At 53.2% G+C, this 17,799-nt stretch carries 19 protein-coding genes; 11 read left to right on the forward strand and 8 right to left on the reverse strand.

The genetic code is table 11. The annotated features are described in order from the left end of the window. Window positions 1–15: 15 nt before the first annotated feature. Entirely contained in the window at window positions 16–1,983 is a 1,968-nt protein-coding gene (locus tag AC07P6_RS09000) for a glycoside hydrolase family 127 protein (protein WP_478316063.1), read from the reverse strand. Window positions 1,984–2,102: 119 nt separating this feature from the next. On the opposite strand from AC07P6_RS09000, the gene AC07P6_RS09005 reads away from it, so the two are divergent. Continuing rightward, the gene (locus AC07P6_RS09005) at window positions 2,103–3,233 is read left to right on the forward strand and encodes an RNA-guided endonuclease InsQ/TnpB family protein (protein WP_434662222.1); all 1,131 of its coding nucleotides are present in this window, start codon (window positions 2,103–2,105) and stop codon (window positions 3,231–3,233) included. A gap of 59 nt (window positions 3,234–3,292) precedes the next feature. On the opposite strand, the gene AC07P6_RS09010 is transcribed toward AC07P6_RS09005, so the two are convergent. After that, window positions 3,293–4,696, reverse strand: coding sequence for an MFS transporter (locus AC07P6_RS09010; protein ID WP_478316064.1), 1,404 nt, complete (start codon window positions 4,694–4,696; stop codon window positions 3,293–3,295). A 686-nt stretch (window positions 4,697–5,382) separates the two neighbouring features. Between AC07P6_RS09010 and AC07P6_RS09015 the strand changes: the two genes are divergently transcribed. The 7 genes from AC07P6_RS09015 (at window position 5,383) to hisP (ending at window position 11,364) form a co-directional block, all read left to right on the forward strand. Then, the gene (locus AC07P6_RS09015) at window positions 5,383–6,378 is read left to right on the forward strand and encodes a LacI family DNA-binding transcriptional regulator (protein ID WP_478316065.1); all 996 of its coding nucleotides are present in this window, start codon (window positions 5,383–5,385) and stop codon (window positions 6,376–6,378) included. Window positions 6,379–6,419: 41 nt separating this feature from the next. Next, a complete protein-coding gene (locus tag AC07P6_RS09020) occupies window positions 6,420–6,989 on the forward strand; it encodes a UbiX family flavin prenyltransferase (protein ID WP_182240135.1) in 570 nt (189 codons plus the stop codon). 304 nt (window positions 6,990–7,293) lie between these two features. Continuing rightward, the gene (gene argT, locus AC07P6_RS09025) at window positions 7,294–8,076 is read left to right on the forward strand and encodes a lysine/arginine/ornithine ABC transporter substrate-binding protein ArgT (protein WP_110272253.1); all 783 of its coding nucleotides are present in this window, start codon (window positions 7,294–7,296) and stop codon (window positions 8,074–8,076) included. A 258-nt stretch (window positions 8,077–8,334) separates the two neighbouring features. Continuing rightward, a complete protein-coding gene (gene hisJ, locus AC07P6_RS09030) occupies window positions 8,335–9,117 on the forward strand; it encodes a histidine ABC transporter substrate-binding protein HisJ (RefSeq protein WP_110272254.1) in 783 nt (260 codons plus the stop codon). A 66-nt stretch (window positions 9,118–9,183) separates the two neighbouring features. Then, window positions 9,184–9,870, forward strand: coding sequence for a histidine ABC transporter permease HisQ (locus tag AC07P6_RS09035; protein WP_112212966.1), 687 nt, complete (start codon window positions 9,184–9,186; stop codon window positions 9,868–9,870). Then, entirely contained in the window at window positions 9,867–10,583 is a 717-nt protein-coding gene (gene hisM, locus AC07P6_RS09040; RefSeq protein ID WP_112212967.1) for a histidine ABC transporter permease HisM, read from the forward strand. The genes AC07P6_RS09035 and hisM overlap by 4 nt, the downstream gene beginning before the upstream one ends. A gap of 7 nt (window positions 10,584–10,590) precedes the next feature. Then, window positions 10,591–11,364: a histidine ABC transporter ATP-binding protein HisP gene (gene hisP, locus AC07P6_RS09045; RefSeq protein WP_004852881.1), complete on the forward strand. Its 774-nt coding sequence runs from the start codon at window positions 10,591–10,593 to the stop codon at window positions 11,362–11,364. Window positions 11,365–11,405: 41 nt separating this feature from the next. Here the strand turns inward: hisP and AC07P6_RS09050 are convergent, their stop codons facing one another. The 6 genes from AC07P6_RS09050 to yfcG all read right to left on the reverse strand — a co-directional run bounded on the left by AC07P6_RS09050 (window position 11,406) and on the right by yfcG (window position 15,004). Next, window positions 11,406–11,903, reverse strand: coding sequence for a GNAT family N-acetyltransferase (locus AC07P6_RS09050; protein ID WP_478316968.1), 498 nt, complete (start codon window positions 11,901–11,903; stop codon window positions 11,406–11,408). A 68-nt stretch (window positions 11,904–11,971) separates the two neighbouring features. Continuing rightward, complete coding sequence (locus AC07P6_RS09055; protein WP_434662224.1) at window positions 11,972–12,538, reverse strand: DNA-binding protein; 567 nt, start codon at window positions 12,536–12,538, stop codon at window positions 11,972–11,974. A 3-nt stretch (window positions 12,539–12,541) separates the two neighbouring features. Next, entirely contained in the window at window positions 12,542–12,796 is a 255-nt protein-coding gene (locus AC07P6_RS09060; RefSeq protein WP_304252485.1) for a hypothetical protein, read from the reverse strand. A gap of 237 nt (window positions 12,797–13,033) precedes the next feature. Beyond that, window positions 13,034–13,927 (reverse strand): TIGR01777 family oxidoreductase, encoded by an 894-nt coding sequence (locus tag AC07P6_RS09065; protein WP_478316066.1) that lies wholly within the window; start codon window positions 13,925–13,927, stop codon window positions 13,034–13,036. 19 nt (window positions 13,928–13,946) lie between these two features. Next, window positions 13,947–14,309 carry a dihydroneopterin triphosphate 2'-epimerase gene (folX, locus tag AC07P6_RS09070; RefSeq protein WP_181485463.1) on the reverse strand — a complete coding sequence of 121 codons (363 nt, stop codon included), beginning with the start codon at window positions 14,307–14,309 and terminating at the stop codon, window positions 13,947–13,949. A 65-nt stretch (window positions 14,310–14,374) separates the two neighbouring features. Beyond that, complete coding sequence (yfcG, locus tag AC07P6_RS09075; protein WP_182240129.1) at window positions 14,375–15,004, reverse strand: GSH-dependent disulfide bond oxidoreductase; 630 nt, start codon at window positions 15,002–15,004, stop codon at window positions 14,375–14,377. A gap of 184 nt (window positions 15,005–15,188) precedes the next feature. On the opposite strand from yfcG, the gene AC07P6_RS09080 reads away from it, so the two are divergent. From AC07P6_RS09080 to yfcE, 3 genes are all read left to right on the forward strand, one after another. Further along, a protein-coding gene (locus AC07P6_RS09080) for an IS3 family transposase (protein ID WP_110277582.1) occupies window positions 15,189–16,417 on the forward strand; the annotation gives its coding sequence in 2 pieces (ribosomal slippage) (window positions 15,189–15,504 and window positions 15,504–16,417; 1,230 coding nt in all). Window positions 16,418–16,501: 84 nt separating this feature from the next. Continuing rightward, window positions 16,502–17,146 carry a glutathione transferase gene (gene yfcF / locus AC07P6_RS09085; RefSeq protein WP_304252479.1) on the forward strand — a complete coding sequence of 215 codons (645 nt, stop codon included), beginning with the start codon at window positions 16,502–16,504 and terminating at the stop codon, window positions 17,144–17,146. A 57-nt stretch (window positions 17,147–17,203) separates the two neighbouring features. Next, a complete protein-coding gene (gene yfcE, locus AC07P6_RS09090) occupies window positions 17,204–17,755 on the forward strand; it encodes a phosphodiesterase (RefSeq protein ID WP_478316067.1) in 552 nt (183 codons plus the stop codon). The last annotated feature ends 44 nt before the right edge of the window (window positions 17,756–17,799 follow it).

Consider the following 17,799-nt stretch of genomic DNA (forward strand, 5'->3'; position numbering starts at 1 on the left):
GCGGGCTTTTTGCTTTTAAGCCTCGTCGACCCAAATCCGCATTTCGCCTTCGCCGCGGTTGGCCCAGCTAAACCACGGAATAAACGTCAAAGTTTGCTTTTCAACGTTCGCCTGTGGGCTGTCGAAGCTGTACAGCGGAGTGTCCTCTGGCGCTGTCTGCATGCGCAAACCCTCCGCCGTAATCAAGACTTTTCCTTTCAAAACGCCAGTTCCTGCCATCTCATGAAACTGACTATCGCGCGGGAGCGAGAGATTATGCAGCTCTGTGCCGTTATCCGCCTCTTCCAGACAATACACGAGCGGCCCGCGCTGAATCGCCATTTTGCCCGCATTATGGCGCACCAGCGGATTTGCATAGACGCGACGGATAGTCATCGGCAGATGCAGGGTAATGACGTCGCCCTGTTGCCACTGGCGAGTGATATGCAGATAGCCTTTGAGTCGTTCTCCTTGCGCGGTTTCGCCATTAACCAGTACCTGCGGAGCTTCGCACCATTCCGGCAAGCGCAGCGCCAGAGTGTGGGCGACGGGCTGTGAATGGGTGAAGGTGATGTTGACCTCTTCATCCCACGGATAGTTACCGCTGATTTTTAGCGCCAGTGGCCGACCGTTAATGGTGAACTGTGCTTCGTTTCCGGCATAGAAATTGATAAACAGCGCATCCTGGCGCGGCGTGAAAAGGTAGTGACCAATAGCCACCAGCGTGCGCGCGATGTTCGGCGGGCAGCAGGCGCAACCGAACCAGCGCTGGCGAACCGGCTTAATATGGTCGTAAATATGGTTATGCGGGATGCTCTTCGGATGCGTTTCCAGCGGGTTAACGTAAAAGAAGTGCTTACCGTCCAGCGCCATTCCGCCGAGCACCGTGTTGTAGAACGCACGCTCCATGACATCGGCGTAATGCGCGTCGCCTTCCATTTCCAGCATTCGACGGGCGAACATCATCAGGCCGATAGAGGCGCAGCTTTCGCCGTAAGCGGTATCGTTAGGCAGATCGTAGTCACTGGTAAAGGCTTCGCCGATCCCCTGCGAGCCAATGCCGCCGGTAATATACATCCGTCGCTGGACCGTATTGTTCCAGATTCGCAGGCAGGTCTGGCGTTTCTCTTCGTCATGAGTCATGCGGGCGATATGCGCCAGGCCGGTCATCAGGTAGACGGAACGAACGGCGTGGCCGACCGCTTCGCTCTGTTCGGAGAGTGGTTTGTGCGCATGAGTGTAAGTTTTGTCTTTTATCATTCCCGGCCAGGCGTCGCCCCAGCCGATCCAGTGCCGGGTGCCGCCGCGTTTTTCGAACTCAATGTCGTAATAGTAAGGCTGCTTACCGCGTTCTTCGACAAAGAAACAGGCCAACGCCTGATAGCGGGGTTCCCGGGTGACTTCGTAAAGGCGCATCAGCGCCAGCTCAATTTCAGGATGCCCCGGATAGCCGCGAAGCTGGCCGGGTTTTGGGCCGAAAACGGTATCAATGTAATCGGCAAATCTGCAGGAGATTTCCAACAGGCGGCGCTTCCCCGTAGCATTGTAAAAAGCGACAGCCGCTTCAAACAGGTGTCCCGCACAGTAAAGTTCGTGGCATTCCGCGAGGTTCGTCCAGCGCTGCCCCGGTTCTTTAACGGTGTACCAGGTATTCAGATAGCCGTCTGCACACTGGGCTTTCGCCAGAAGCTCGATCACTTCATCAGCGGTTTGTTCAAGGGTTGCGTCAGGCTTCTGGCTCAATGACCAGGCGACAGCTTCCAGCCATTTGGTGACATCGCTATCCTGAAAAACCATACCGTAAAACTGACCATCCTCTAATCCTGCGGCGATGCGGTAGTTAGCCAACGCGTGGCTTGGTTCCGCATCGGGAATGTTGTCATTGAGCGCTTCCCACTGATAAGGAATGACGACATCGCGAATCAGACGCTGGTACTCCCCCAGGAAAGGGTCGGTAACGGTAATTCGGTTCAGGTCGGCTTCAATTACATCGGACTGCTTCATCAAATAGCCCTCTGGAGACCTTGCCCAATTCGGGCGGGGAGGACAGAGGAAACTAACCACATTTTGGGTTTACCTGTATACATTTACAGCCTCACTAATTTATGTATATGATGTGAAATATGAAACGCGCCTACAAATACAGATTCTATCCAACAGCCGAACAGGCTGAGCTTCTGGCCCGGACGTTCGGTTGTGTGCGTTTCGTCTACAATTCAATCCTTCGCTGGCGCACTGATGCGTATTACGAACGCCAGGAGAAAATTGGCTACGTTCAGGCCAGTACCCAATTAACGGCCCTGAAAAAAGAGCCTGAATTTGCCTGGCTCAATGACGTTTCCTGTGTGCCGCTCCAGCAGTCGCTGCGCCACCAACAGGCCGCCTTTGCGAACTTCTTCGCCGGGCGTGCTGCATACCCGGTATTTAAAAGTAAGCGCCATAAACAAGCCGCGGAATTAACCGCCAGCGCATTCAAATACCGCGACGGCAAGCTGTATATGGCAAAGAGTAAAGCGCCGTTAGATGTACGCTGGAACCGCCCGTTGCCGTCGACTCCGTCTACCGTCACCCTTTCCAGAGACGCAGCCGGACGATACTTCGTCTCCTGTCTCTGCGAGTTTGAACCTGTATCACTGCCGGTCACCGCAAAAATGGTCGGCATTGATGTGGGTTTAAAAGATTTGTTCGTCACCGATACCGGATTTAAATCCGGCAATCCCCGCCATACCGCCAAATACGCGTCCCGCCTGGCGTTGCTCCAGCGTCGTTTAAGCAAAAAGGCTAAAGGCTCAAAGAACCGCGCCAAAGCCCGCTTAAAGGTGGCCCGACTCCACGCGAAAATAGCTGATTGCCGTCTGGATGCCCTGCACAAGGCATCCCGCAAACTGATAAACGAGAACCAGGTTGTTTGCGTCGAATCCCTCAAAGTGAAGAACATGCTCCGTAACCCGTCTCTGTCCAGAGCGATAGCAGACGCAGGCTGGGGTGAATTTACGCGCCAGCTCCGGTACAAAGGCGAATGGGCCGGGCGTTCGGTGGTCGCAATCGACCCGTTTTTCCCGTCTTCAAAACGCTGTAGCTGTTGCGGTTTCACCATGAAAAAGATGCCTCTGGATGTTCGTAAATGGTCCTGCCTGGAATGCGGCGCGGACCATGATCGCGACATTAACGCGGCGCGTAATATCAAAGCTGCCGGGCTGGCAGTGTTAGCCTATGGAGAGCGGGTAAATCCTGAATCGTGTCACGCGGCTTAGGTTCGGCTCTGTGAAGTGGGAATTCTCGCTGTTCACGGTGGGGAGCAGTCAAGTTTACCTCAGGAAATTTGGGAATGTCTTTGGTGAAGATCGGTGGAAATACGGTTCATCATTGGGCCGTTCAGACGACACTTAAGCAGGCATAAGGCCAGCACCAGATGGAAGATTGCTGGTACAACGCTTTGCAGCAGGGTGATGCCCTGAATAGAAGCGGCGGTCTGGTTTTCCAGCCCCGGCTGGTAGGCCACCATAATCAGCAGAATGCTGATTATTCCGCCGGATGAGGCCCATGAGAGTTTGATAAAAAAGAGGTTGAAGGCGAAGTTCATCCCGGAAGAGCGCACGCCGTTTTTCCATTCGCCGTAATCATCAGCAAACGCCATGATCGAGAAGTGCAACGGTAGGGTGAAGCCGAGCACGATGTTGTTAATCAGGATACAGACCAGCCATAGCGTCTGGTGCTGCGGTCCGGTCGGCAGGAACCACATCGCCAGGCCGAAAATAACCAGCACCAGGTTGGTATAGAAGTACAGCTTGACCATATCGACACGGCGGGAAAGCGGATTGACGATCACTGCACCGATAATCGCGGCCAGAGTGACGATGGCAAAAAACAGCGACATAAAGCCAGTGCTGCCCTGTAGCGCATAGGAGATGAAGTACATGTAGCCGCCGCCGCGAATACACAGAATATTCACCAACAAGAAAGACATCACCAGCATCATGAGTAATTGGTCGTTCTTGCGCAGCCCTTGCAGATGCTGGCGCAAAGTGAATTTCCCGGCCAGCGATAGAGGAACTCGCTCTTTGACCCAGAAAAAGCACAGTAAAAACATGACTGCACCAATCCCACACAGCACGGTCACGCCATACTGGTAGCCTTTAGCCAGATTGCCCTGACCAAAGAATTCGACCATCCACGGTAGTCCGACAGAGACCAGGAAGCCGGCGATACCACTTAAGACAAAGCGCCATGACTGGCAGGACATCACCTGATCGTGACGGTTGGTCATGGCGTTAATCAGCGCGCAGTAGGGGACGTTGTTGGCGGTATAGCCCACTGAGAGCAGGAAGTAGGTACCGAAGGCCCAGGCGACTTTCATGTTCGGGCTCATGTCCGGCACGGTGAATGTCAGGATCCCGATAACCGCAAGCGGAACGGCAGTCCATAGCTGCCACGGACGAAAACGACCCCAGCGGCTGCGGGTTCTGTCGGCGATAACGCCCATAACCGGGTCGGATACCGCATCGACAATTCTCAAGGTAAAAAACATCGCGCCGACGATGGCCGGGCTCAGGCCAAACACGTCGGTGTAGAAAAAAAGCAGGAAGCCGCTGATCAAATCCGAGATGCAGTGTCCACCGGCATCTCCCAGTCCATAGCCTATTTTTTCGCGGGTTGAGAGCGTTTCTCCCGCATCAACTATCTGCACATCGGTATCCAGATTATCGGCAGTAGCCATAACCAATCCTTATTTGCCTTAGCAATGGTGATGATTCAACAAGTCATTACGACGTATCTCTGGTTATTTTTAGTAAATTTAAAACGATGGAGAGCATAGATCTGATCATGGTTATGCGTACATTCTTGACGTTTCATCCTGTGATTATGATCTTTATTTTTACTAGAAATAAATTTTTAATGTAGATCTTTATCACGTTTTAAAGAGTACAAAGTATGTGGTTTGTCTGTGAAACATCTTGAAAGGATGCCGCCCGGTAAGAAGCTCCAACCTTATTTGTAGTACTGTGATACGCATAAGCAGGCAGAGCGATGTCCGCCTGATGACTTGTGCGGTGGGATGACAAACCTGAATTTTTGTTTAGTAAAAAATAAAAACATTCAGGTTGTTAATCGTCATCCGCTGCGTGATATCCTTAGTGACTGCTTCATACATTCGCCCGACGAGATACAAGGGCGTTGATGGAGATGGCAAAGTACGTACACGACGAGGCTGAGCTGGAGAGCAGGCGCTATACCCGTCATACTTCAAGTTGCATGTGCGTTGGCTTTCCTCGCTCACCCCAGTCACTTACTTCAGTAAGTTCCCGGGGATTCACTGCGTCGCCGCCTTCCTGCAACTCGAATTATTTAGGGTATAAAAGGACAATCAGCATAAATCCCGCATGACAGGTGAAAACGAACGGAATGGCAAAAAAAACCAGAATTAAAGATATTGCGACCGCCTGCGGTGTGTCTATTGCCGCGGTCTCCAGGGCGTTGAAAGGGCAGCCGGGGCTAAGTGAAGATACACGCCAGCGGATTTTGTCGATAGCGGAAGCAGAAGGCTATGATTTTAGCCGCTTGCGCAGCGGGCGTATCAAGCGCCTGCTTTTTCTGCTGCACCGGGAACACAATATCGCCAGCGCGCTGCCGTTCTATTCGACCGTGATGCTCGGCGTCGCTGATGCCTGTCGAGAAAATGAAATTGCCATGAGTTTCCAGCCCATTGGCCCCGGAGACTCGGTAAGCGAGCTGATTAATCTGCACCAGCCTGATGCACTGATTTGTGCGGGTTATCTGGAAGCTGAGGTGTTAGCTGAACTGCGTAAAACCGCGTTACCCGTTGCCCTTGTCGATCTGTGGGCGGCAGATTTTCCTTGTGTGAATCCGGATAACTATCATGGTGGTTTTGTCGCCACCCGCCACCTGCTTGAGCAGGGAAGAAAACGTATTGCTTTTCTCGGTCATTCGCAGCGCCATTACAGTATTCGCCAGCGTGTTGAAGGCTATCAGCAAGCGCTGTTTGACGCCGGAATTTCACTGCCTGCTGATTATAAGGTCGAGGTACCGCCAGTTAAGGAGATTGAGCAGGCGTTGGTGGAGGGGATGGAGAGCCTGCTGGCGTTGCCGCAGCCGCCGGATGCTATCTTTGCTTATAACGATATGGCGGCGCTGGTGGCCATGCGGGTCTGCGCGCGCAAAGGCATCAACGTACCGCAAGAGGTGGCGATTGTCGGTTTTGATGATATCGACGCCGCGGCCTGGGCATATCCGCCATTAACCACGGTAGCCATTGATAAGCGCGAGCTTGGCCGCGATGCGTTCCGTCTTTTGCTGAGCGATGAAGGTGAGAGAAACCTGTTGTTACCGGTGCGGCTGGTGGTTCGCGAAAGTTCGTTGCGGTTGCGTCCGGAGCTATAATCCGGCAAAGTCTGCGCCATTGAGCGGAAGGGGCAAATATCGTGAAGCGACTGATTATTGGTATTTCTGGCGCCAGCGGCGCAATTTACGGCGTGCGGCTGCTCCAGATTTTACGTGATGTTCCAGATGTAGAAACGCACCTGATTTTGAGTCAGGCCGCGCGCCAGACGCTGGCGCTGGAGACGGACTTCTCTTTGCGCGAGGTGCAGGCGCTAGCTGACGTGGTTCACGATGCCCGTGATATCGCCGCCAGCATCTCTTCCGGCTCTTTTAAAACCGCCGGGATGGTGATTCTGCCGTGCTCAATGAAAACCCTTTCCGGCATTGTTCATAGCTATACCGATGGTCTGTTGACCAGAGCCGCGGACGTGGTGCTTAAAGAACGGCGCCCGCTGGTGCTGTGCGTGCGGGAAACGCCATTCCATCTGGGCCATTTGCGTTTACTGGTTCAGGCGGCGGAAATGGGCGCGGTGATTATGCCGCCGGTGCCGGCGTTCTATCATCGTCCGCAAACCCTCGATGATGTGATTAACCAAACGGTCAATCGCGTTATTGATCAGTTCGATATTACCCTTCCTGAAGACCTCTTTACCCGCTGGCAGGGCGCATAGCTCGCACTAACATAGTGCGCTTTATTCACAATTGCGCTCCTGCAGTGCAATTTTGTCGCCTCGATCAAATCCTCAACATTTAATTTGTTTTTTTGCGCTCCGGCACTGCGGTTTATCCGTTATTGCTGGTATCTTCGCTTTTAAGACAAACTTGCAACGTTTATTTAACAAATTTAACGCCATTTCCAGCACGCACTGAGAAAATGGCATAAAACGTGCACTATAAAACGTGCAAGAGCTGTTGGCAGTATTCATAACAAGATAACGCATCGCATAACAACATCACGACACTTAAGGGTAACCTATGAAGAAGACGGTCCTGGCTCTCTCTTTAATGATGGGAATTTGCAGCGCTTCCAGCGCATTCGCCGCGCTGCCGCAAAGTATTCGTATTGGCACCGATGCCACCTACGCGCCTTTCTCATCGAAGGATGCGAAAGGGGATTTCGTCGGCTTTGACATCGATTTGGGCAATGAGCTTTGTTCACGTATCAACGTGAAATGTACCTGGGTAGGCAGCGATTTCGACGCTCTGATCCCTTCGCTGAAGGCGAAGAAGATCGACGCCATTATCTCTTCTTTGTCGATTACCGAAAAACGTCAGCAGGAGATAGCCTTCTCTGACAAGCTCTACGCGGCGGATTCCCGTTTGATCGCCGCTAAGGGTTCACCGATTCAACCAACGCTGGAATCTCTCAAAGGCAAGCATGTCGGCGTATTACAGGGCTCCACTCAGGAAGGCTATGGTAATGAGCGCTGGCGCAGCCATGGCGTAGATGTTGTTGCTTATCAGAACCAGGATTTGATTTACTCCGACCTTGCAGCAGGCCGTCTGGACGCCGCATTACAGGATGAAGTGGCCGCCAGCGAAGGCTTCCTCAAACAACCTGCCGGTAAAGATTTTGCTTTTGCTGGCCCTTCCGTTAAAGACAAAAAATTCTTTGGTGATGGTACCGGTATCGGCCTGCGTAAGGACGATAGCGAGCTGAAAGCCGCGTTTGATAAAGCGCTGGCTGAAGTTCGTAAAGATGGTACCTACGATAAGATGGCGAAAAAATACTTCGACTTTAACGTATACGGCGACTAAGACCACTGTTGGCCCGGGGCTCCGGGCCATGCACATCTATTGCTGCCCCTTATTGGTGCAATCACACTTTTGGTGGATCAATCTGGTGCAGTAAAGCGCCCGCATTGCGATAGGAAGTGCATAGTTAAGCGTTTCTGATGCGAAAAAATTTGCTTTCCGGCGCAGAATGTTTTGCCTTACCGGGGCGAATAATGGCACGATAACTGCCGTAAGTATTTCTAATAAACCCGTTAGAATGACAGTCTGTTGAGGATAGTTATGAAAAAACTGGCGTTGTCTCTTTCTTTAGCGCTGGCCCTTTCCAGCGTTTCCACGGTATTCGCAGCAATTCCGCAAAAAGTCCGTATCGGTACCGACCCTACTTATGCCCCGTTCGAATCGAAGAATGCACAGGGTGAATTGATTGGTTTTGACATTGATCTGGCAAAAGAGCTGTGTAAGCGCATCAATACGCAATGTACCTTCATTGAGAACCCGCTGGACGCGCTGATCCCATCTTTAAAAGCGAAGAAGATTGATGCCATTATGTCCTCGCTTTCGATCACCGAAAAACGTCAGCAGGAAATCGCTTTCACCGACAAACTTTATGCCGCCGATTCTCGCCTGGTGGTGAAAAAAGGCAGCGATGTTACGCCTGACCTCGCGAAGCTGAAAGGCAAACGCGTCGGTGTTCTGCAAGGAACTACGCAAGAAACCTACGGTAATGAACACTGGGCGCCGAAAGGAATTGAAATTGTCTCCTATCAGGGCCAGGACAATATCTATTCTGACCTGACTGCTGGACGTATTGATGCCGCGTTCCAGGATGAAGTTGCCGCTAGCGAAGGTTTCCTCAAACAGCCTATTGGCAAAGATTATCAGTTTGGCGGTCCGTCGATTAAAGACGAGAAGCTGTTTGGCGTCGGCACCGGCATGGGGCTGCGTAAAGATGATAACGAACTGCGTGAAGCGCTGAATAAAGCCTTTGCCGAGATGCGCAAAGACGGCACCTACGACAAGCTGGCGAAGAAATATTTTGATTTTAACGTGTACGGCGATTAACCATTTCGCGTACTCCATCGCGCGTAATTTGGCGCGAGATGGTTGATGACAGACAGGGCAGACAGCATGCTGTACGGGTTTTCACAGGTTATTTTTCAGGGCGCGCTGGTCACCCTCGAGCTGGCATTAAGCTCCGTTGTTCTGGCGGTGCTTATCGGTCTGGCCGGAGCCGGAGCCAAGCTTTCCAGCAATCGTCCGCTGGCGCTGATTTTTGAAGGCTATACCACTTTAATCCGCGGTGTGCCCGATCTGGTGCTTATGCTGCTGATTTTCTATGGATTGCAGATAGCGCTCAATAGCGTGACTGATGCACTTGGTCTGGCGCAGTTTGATATCGACCCAATGGTGGCGGGGATTATCACGCTGGGATTTATCTATGGTGCCTATTTCACCGAAACCTTTCGCGGCGCTTTTCTGGCCGTACCGAAAGGGCATATCGAAGCGGCCACCGCTTTCGGATTCAGCAGCGGGCAGACTTTTCGCCGGATCCTGTTCCCGGCGATGATGCGCTATGCGCTGCCTGGAATAGGCAACAACTGGCAGGTTATCCTCAAAGCGACCGCGCTGGTCTCGCTACTGGGACTGGAAGATGTGGTCAAGGCAACCCAGTTGGCAGGCAAAAGCACCTGGGAACCCTTTTACTTTGCCATCGTCTGCGGCCTGATTTATCTCGTATTTACAACGGTTTCCAATGGTGTACTGCTGATGCTTGAACGCCGTTATTCTGTAGGCGTGAAGAGGGCTGACCTGTGATTGAAATTATTCAGGAGTACTGGAAATCCCTGCTGTGGACTGACGGCTACCGCTTTACCGGGGTAGCGATTACGCTCTGGCTGCTGATCTCGTCAGTGGTGATGGGGGGCATTCTGGCGGTTTTTCTCGCCATTGGTCGTGTCTCAAGCAATAAATATATCCAGTTCCCCATCTGGCTGTTTACCTACATTTTTCGCGGTACGCCGCTGTACGTCCAACTGCTGGTGTTCTATTCCGGGATGTATACGCTGGAAGTTGTCAAAGGTACCGAGTTGCTAAATGCTTTCTTCCGTAGCGGCCTGAACTGTACGGTGCTGGCGCTGACGCTAAATACCTGTGCCTATACCACGGAGATTTTCGCTGGCGCGATTCGTTCGGTTCCTGCCGGGGAGATTGAAGCGGCGCGAGCGTACGGTTTTTCATCGGTCAAAATGTATCGCTGCATTATTTTGCCTTCCGCGCTGCGTATTGCTCTGCCTGCTTACAGCAACGAAGTGATTTTGATGTTGCACTCCACCGCGCTGGCTTTTACCGCGACGGTGCCGGACCTGCTGAAAATCGCCCGTGATATTAACTCGGCGACCTACCAGCCGTTTACTGCTTTTGGCATTGCCGCAGTACTGTATCTCATTATCTCGTATGTGCTGATTAGCTTGTTCCGCAGGGCGGAAAAGCGCTGGCTGCAGCATATCAAACCTTCTTCAACGCACTGAGAGCGCCATGTCCGACAATAAATTAAACGTTATCGATCTCCATAAACGTTACGGCGAACACGAGGTGCTGAAAGGCGTCTCGCTGCGGGCGAAAGCCGGGGACGTTATCAGCATCATCGGTTCATCAGGTTCCGGCAAAAGTACCTTTTTGCGCTGCATTAACTTCCTTGAAAAGCCCAGTGAAGGCACGATTGTTGTTAACGGGCAGAATATTGGCCTGGTTCGTGATAAAGACGGCCAGCTCAAGGTCTCTGATAAAAATCAACTCCGCCTGCTGCGCACTCGCCTGACCATGGTGTTTCAGCACTTCAACCTGTGGAGTCATATGACGGTACTGGAAAACGTCATGGAAGCGCCGATTCAGGTTCTGGGGCTGAGCAAACAGGAAGCGCGCGATCGGGCAGTGAAATACCTGGCGAAAGTGGGTATTGATGAGCGCCAGCAGATTAAATACCCGGTCCACCTATCCGGTGGTCAGCAGCAGCGTGTATCCATCGCCCGCGCGCTGGCAATGGAGCCTGATGTGTTGCTGTTTGATGAACCAACGTCGGCGCTTGACCCGGAGCTGGTGGGCGAAGTGCTGCGTATCATGCAGCAACTGGCGGAAGAGGGGAAAACCATGGTTGTGGTGACGCATGAGATGGGCTTTGCCCGCCATGTTTCCTCGCACGTGATCTTCCTCCATCAGGGTAAAATTGAAGAAGAAGGGCACCCTGACGAAGTCTTTGGTAATCCGAAAAGCCAGCGCCTGCAGCAGTTCCTGAAAGGTTCCTTGAAGTAGTTTTTCGTTTTGTTCCGGCGGAATATTTTCCGCCGGGATGACTAACGCTCCAGCCGATATATCCAGTCATCGTAATCCACTCCGTTCAGGTGGTAGACTTTTTCGAGAACCTGAATGCGGATAAATCCCTGCTTTTCCAGCAGGCGGGAAGATCCCGCGTTAGTGCCCAACACCCACGCATTAATCGCCTGAACGCCGAGTTGGTTAAATCCGTAATCGCAAATTGCTTGTAGCGCTTCGCGGGCGTATCCCTGTCCCTGTGCTTCGGGGAGGAGGGCATAACCCACGTCTGCTTCGTGCGGATTTTTACTGCTGATACGCAGGCCGATATCACCCATCGCCGTGCCGCTGGCATCGCGCAGCACGAAGACGCCAGCATCTGCGCAGCGAGCCTCAAACAGCGTACGTAGCGCCGGTTCTTCAAGGATCTCACCCATAAAACGCATTACTTCCGGGTCTTGCCGCAGACGCAGGAAAAAGGGCCAGTCGGATGAGTTAAATGGAGAAAGAAGTAAGCGCGGAGTGGTTAGCGTTATCATAAAACAGGCCATAGCGGTGGAGAGTCTATTCACCTTAACACCACAACGTACTGAATTATATGGCGGTGTTATCCGATGCTTAACGAATCAACCCGGTGTTTTTCAAGCCCTCGAAGGTAGTGAAGGACGGTTTCGCTCTCCCGCGTAGCTCGCAATTGCAGCGCCAGATTCAGGTTATCCAGAACCTCGGCGTGGGCAACCAGCGGAGAGTCTTCGGGGATTCTGTTTTCCGTTACCAGCCAACCAACAATGGTTTTCCAGCGCCACAAAGGGGAATTGCCCTTAACGCGCTGCACCGGTCCAGGAAACTGACCTGAACCTCTCGCGCCATCTTTCAGCAGGGCGATGGCCTGCCGCGTCAGGCCGGTGAGTTCGGCAATATCGCTTAAACCTACCAGGGCGGAATCAACAGATTCAACCCGGGCGTTAAGGGAGGGCGCGGATTCGATATCTGCAATGGCTGACAGGATAGCCTGTTCAAGAGAGTCGCTTTCGCGATCGAAATCCAGATAGACTGCGGTACCGTAAAAGCAGACCAGGGCATCAGCGCAGCCCGCCGCATGCAGCGCATCTTCCAGACCCACGGTATGCGCGGTAACGCCGGAAAGCGTGAGGGTGAAATTATACAGCGCCATAATTTAGTCCTTCTTGTAGTTAATCTGAGCTGATAAAGGCACCTGACAGCGGTCGACCATTCTAATAATCTGCCGGGCGTGGTTAATGGGGACTGCCGGCGTTGACCAGATACTCATCATATGTTCCCGATGCCGGGCCGTCCCGCACATTAGCCGTCCAAAACAGTGGGCACTTTTACCGCCAGCGATAAAAATCCAACCCCTTGTGAGCGCATAGTCGATGGCTGCTCTGATATGTTTATCTGGATGTTCCTTCATCACTATGTCCTGGTTATTTTGAATACGATGTTGACGGATGTCAACGTGTAATGATGCAAAATTGCACCCCAGGGGGTTATGACAGAGTGGAAAGATAATCACTGGAAGCAGATTCACAATTAAGCGGGTATTGAGCGAGCGGGTTTTGATTGTTGCGAGGAGGGTTCCATGGCGCGCTGGGGATTTATTTAAGTCAGGGAGACCGGCAAGGTCTCCCGGCGGCATAATAGCCCTGAGCTATCCCAGTACATCCTCCAGGGCTTCTTCCAGGTTATACCAACGAAAACCAAATCCGGCGGCTTCCAGGCGCTTCGGCAGCGCGCGCTGGCCGCCGAGTACCAGCACCGATGATTCGCCCATCAGCAGGCGAATAGCCGCCGCCGGAACGCGGAAAATCGCCGGGCGGTTCAGGGCGTGACCCAGCGCGTGGGCAAACTGTTCGTTACGCACCGGGTAAGGGGAAACCATATTAAACGGGCCGCGGAGGTCGTTATCCAGTAGCCACAGAATACCGTTGACCATATCGTCGATATGAATCCACGCCAGGTACTGTCTACCGCTGCCAATAGGGCCGCCGAGGCCGAGCTTAAATGCGGGGGTCATTTTGGCCAGAATACCGCCTCGTGGTGCCAGCACCACGCCGGTGCGCAGCAGGCAGACGCGGGTATGTTCGCTTTGCGCCTCGCAAGCGATCTGCTCCCAGCGGGCGCAAAGTTTGTGGGTGAATTCGTTATGCGGCGGCTCTTCTTCGGTGACGACGACTTCGCCAAGGTCACCGTAGTAACCGGCTGCGGAACCGCTAATCAGCGCTGACGGTGGAGCGTCGCTGGCGTTGATCAGCGTGACCAGCTTTTGGGTGATATCCCAGCGGCTGTGGCAGAGGCGCTGTTTCTGCTCTGCCGTCCAGCGTTTATCGGCGATGGGTTCGCCCGCCAGATTAATCACAGCATCAAAGCCGTTAAGGTTTGTCTGACCCTCGAAATCGCGCCACAGGGTGACGCGAGAATCGAGTCGGGATTTGGCCTTTTCCGGGCTGCGTGTTGAAACCGTTACGCTATGCCCAAGCTCCAGCAGCCGGGGTATCAGATGTCGGCCAATCAGACCGGTGCCACCAGTAAGCAGAATCTTCATACAGCCCCCTTATCTGCGTTTACCGCCGCCAGCTCATAGTCATGGATACCGAATCGGCGTAGCGCAGCGCATGCAGTTTATCGATCTCTACTTCAGCATATGTGACCCAGTGATGTTCGCGTGCGATGTCGAGCACATCCTGAGTTAATTTTTCCAGCAGAGAGAAACGGTTATTCTCGATATGGCTAATGATGCGCTTGGTGATAGTGCGGTAGTTCAGCGCATCGTTAATATCTTCACTGTTACGTGATTGATCCGCCGGGTAGTGGATAGCGACGTTAACCACCACATCCTGGCGGTTGGCGATCTCTTCCTCTTTGATACCAATAAAAGTACGCAGGCGCAGGTTCTTAATTCGAATAATGGCGTCTGGTTGAGACATTGCAGGTTTCCTCCGTATAGTAATTTCCGCAATCATACATCAAAGCATCCCGGGCGAGCAGGGGGTTAATTCGCTTGTATTTTTCGTAATGCCTCAACGGTGGCAGGGCGCTGATGAATACGCTCAAACCAGTTACATACCGCGGGGAAATTGGCAAGATCCACGCGCTGACGCTGATGGGCATTAACCCATGGCCAGCAGGCGATGTCGGCGATGCTGTAGTGGTTTCCACCCAGCCAGGGACTCTGCTCAAGACGTCGGTTCAATACGCCATACAAACGTTGCGTTTCTACCTGATAGCGCTCAATAGCGTAGGGAACAGCCTGTGGGGCGAAATGGTTAAAATGATGATTTTGCCCGAGCATCGGGCCTAAACCGCCGACCTGCCAGAACAGCCACTGTAGCGTAACGTGGCGTTCGCGCAGTTCCCCACTAAGCAATTTGCCTGTTTTTTCCGCCAGATAAAGCAGGATCTCGCCGGATTCAAACAGGCTCAACGGCGAGCCGCCGTCTACGGGATTGTGGTCGACGATCGCCGGGATCTTGTTATTCGGGGAGATGGCGAGAAATTGTGGATGAAACTGTTCACCTTTGCCAATATCGACCCGCATCATGCGCCAGGCCAGCCCTGCTTCTTCGAGGAAGATCGTAATTTTGTGGCCATTGGGGGTGGGTGCATAGTAAAGATCGATCATGAAGTCTCCCGCCGTCACAGGTCGCGCACTTTTTTCGAGTATAGGTGAACTGACGCGATTCGGTATAAGTATGCAAAATCCTCATGGCGGCGCTTAGACTGGCCCCTTGAATCTCCAGACACATCGTGTCACTTATTAAGAGATAGTCTTAATACTGGTTTTCAGACTGGTTGTTGGAGTTCGGATGATCGATGTTTTAGGGCCTGAGCGCCGCAGAAGACGTACACCACAAGAAAAAATCGCCATTGTTCAGCAAAGCTTTGAACCCGGAATGAGTGTATCAATGGTTGCCCGCCAGCATGGTGTTGCGGCAAGCCAGTTGTTCCTCTGGCGCAAGCAGTATCAGGAAGGCAGCCTGACCGCCGTTGCCTCTGGCGAACAGGTTGTTCCGGCCTCTGAACTTGCTGCCGCCATGAAGCAGATTAAAGAACTCCAGCGCCTGCTCGGCAAGAAAACGATGGAGAACGAACTCCTTAAAGAAGCCGTCGAATATGGACGTGCAAAAAAGTGGATAGCGCACGCGCCCTTATTGCCCGGGGATGGGGAGTAAGCTTCGTCAGCCGTTGCCTCCGGGTGTCGCGTGCGCAGTTGCACGTCATTCTCAGACGAACCGATGACTGGAAGGATGGGCGCCGCAGCCGTGGCACTGATGATACGGATGCGCTTGCCCGTATACACCATGTTATCGGAGAGCTGCCCACGTATGGTTATCGCCGGGTGTGGGCTCTGCTCCGCAGACAGACCGAACTTGATGGTGCGGCAGTGATCAACGCCAAACGTGTTTACCGGATCATGCGCCAGAATGCACTGCTGCTTGAGCGTAAACCCGCCGTACCCCCATCGAAACGGGCACATACCGGCAGAGTGGCCGTGAAGGAAAGCAACCAGCGGTGGTGCTCTGACGGGTTCGAGTTCCGCTGTGATAACGGTGAAAAACTGCGTGTCACGTTCGCGCTGGACTGCTGCGATCGTGAAGCACTGCACTGGGCGGCCAGCACGGGCGGCTTCGACAGTGAAACTGTACAGGACGTCATGCTGGGAGCGGTGGAGCGTCGCTTCGGCAGCGGCCTTCCGGCGTCGCCGGTGGAGTGGCTGACGGATAACGGTTCGTGCTACCGGGCGTATGAAACACGGCAGTTCGCCCGGGTCGTGGGTCTTGTACCGAAAAACACGGCTGTGCGGAGCCCGGAGAGTAACGGAATAGCAGAGAGCTTCGTCAAAACGATGAAGCGTGACTACATCAGTATCATGCCCAAACCAGACGGGTTAACGGCAGTAAAGAACCTTGCGGAAGCGTTCGAGCATTATAACGAATGGCATCCGCATAGTGCGCTGGGTTATCGCTCGCCACGGGAATATCTGCGGCGGCGTACCAGTAATGGGTTAAGTGATAACAGGTGTCTGGAAATATAGGGTCAAATACAGCGCTCAGTGACATCCCTTGAAAGACAAGATATGTTGGCTTATCTCCCCATTACATTAGCCATTGAGGATGCCATGAGCCAGCCTGCTATTACCCTGTGGTCCGATTCTGATTTTTTCTCGCCGTATGTGATGTCCGTGTATGTTGCTCTGCAGGAAAAGAGCCTGCCTTTTACCCTTAAAACCGTCAATCTCGACAGCGGCGAGCATCTGCAAAGCAGCTGGAAAGGCTATTCTGCTACCCGCCGCGTGCCGCTTCTGGAGGTCGATGATTTCTCCCTGAGCGAATCATCGGCGATTACCGAATATCTGGACGAACGCTTTGCGCCGCCGGAGTGGGAGCGTCTCTATCCCCATGATCTGCAAAAGCGCGCGCGGGCGCGTCAGGTGCAGGCCTGGCTGCGCAGCGATTTGATGCCGATTCGCGAAGAGCGTTCGACGATCGTAGTGTTTGCCGGAGCAAAGAAACCGCCGCTCAGCGAAGCCGGGCAGCAAAGCGCCGCGAAACTGTTTGAAACCGCCGGGGCGCTACTGGCGCAGGGCGGCCAGAATCTGTTTGGTGAGTGGTCTATTGCCGATACCGATCTCGCGTTGATGCTCAATCGACTGGTACTCAATGGCGATGAGGTACCAGCGGCGCTGGTGGAGTACGCCACCTTCCAGTGGCAGCGGGCGTCGGTTCAGCGCTACGTCGCACTGTCGGCTAAACGCGCGGGCTGATAAGCCTCAGCGGTTCCGTTATCATAGGCGCATCGTAATGCGTGGAGATGGAATAGTATGAAGCTGATGTTTGCATCGGATATCCACGGCTCTCTGCCCGCAACTGATCGCGTACTTGAACTGTTCGCGCAAAGTGGGGCACAGTGGCTGGTGATCCTTGGTGATGTGCTCAATCACGGGCCGCGTAACGCGCTACCCGAAGGTTATGCCCCTGCTCAGGTTGCGGATAAGCTGAATAGCGTGGCGGAGCGGGTGATTGCCGTGCGCGGCAATTGCGACAGCGAAGTCGACCAGATGCTGCTTCATTTCCCCATTACCGCTCCCTGGCAGCAGGTTTTAAGCGCTCGCTTGCGCCTGTTTCTGACCCACGGACATCTGTATAGTCCCGATAATTTACCTCCGCTCGCCGCTGGCGATGTGCTGGCTTATGGTCATACTCATATTCCGGTTGCTGAGAAACGCGGTGAGATTTTTCTCTTCAACCCCGGCTCGGTCAGCATTCCCAAAGGGGGATTTTCCCCCAGCTACGGCCTTCTGGATGAGGGGCGATTGCAGGTTTTAGCACTCGATGATCATCAGGTTATTGCAGAGGTCGCAATTTACCCGTAATTTACCCCACAACCGTATAGACGCGCCGCGAGAGCGCTTTAAAA

Source organism: Klebsiella sp. GFKo11 (assembly GCF_056490265.1).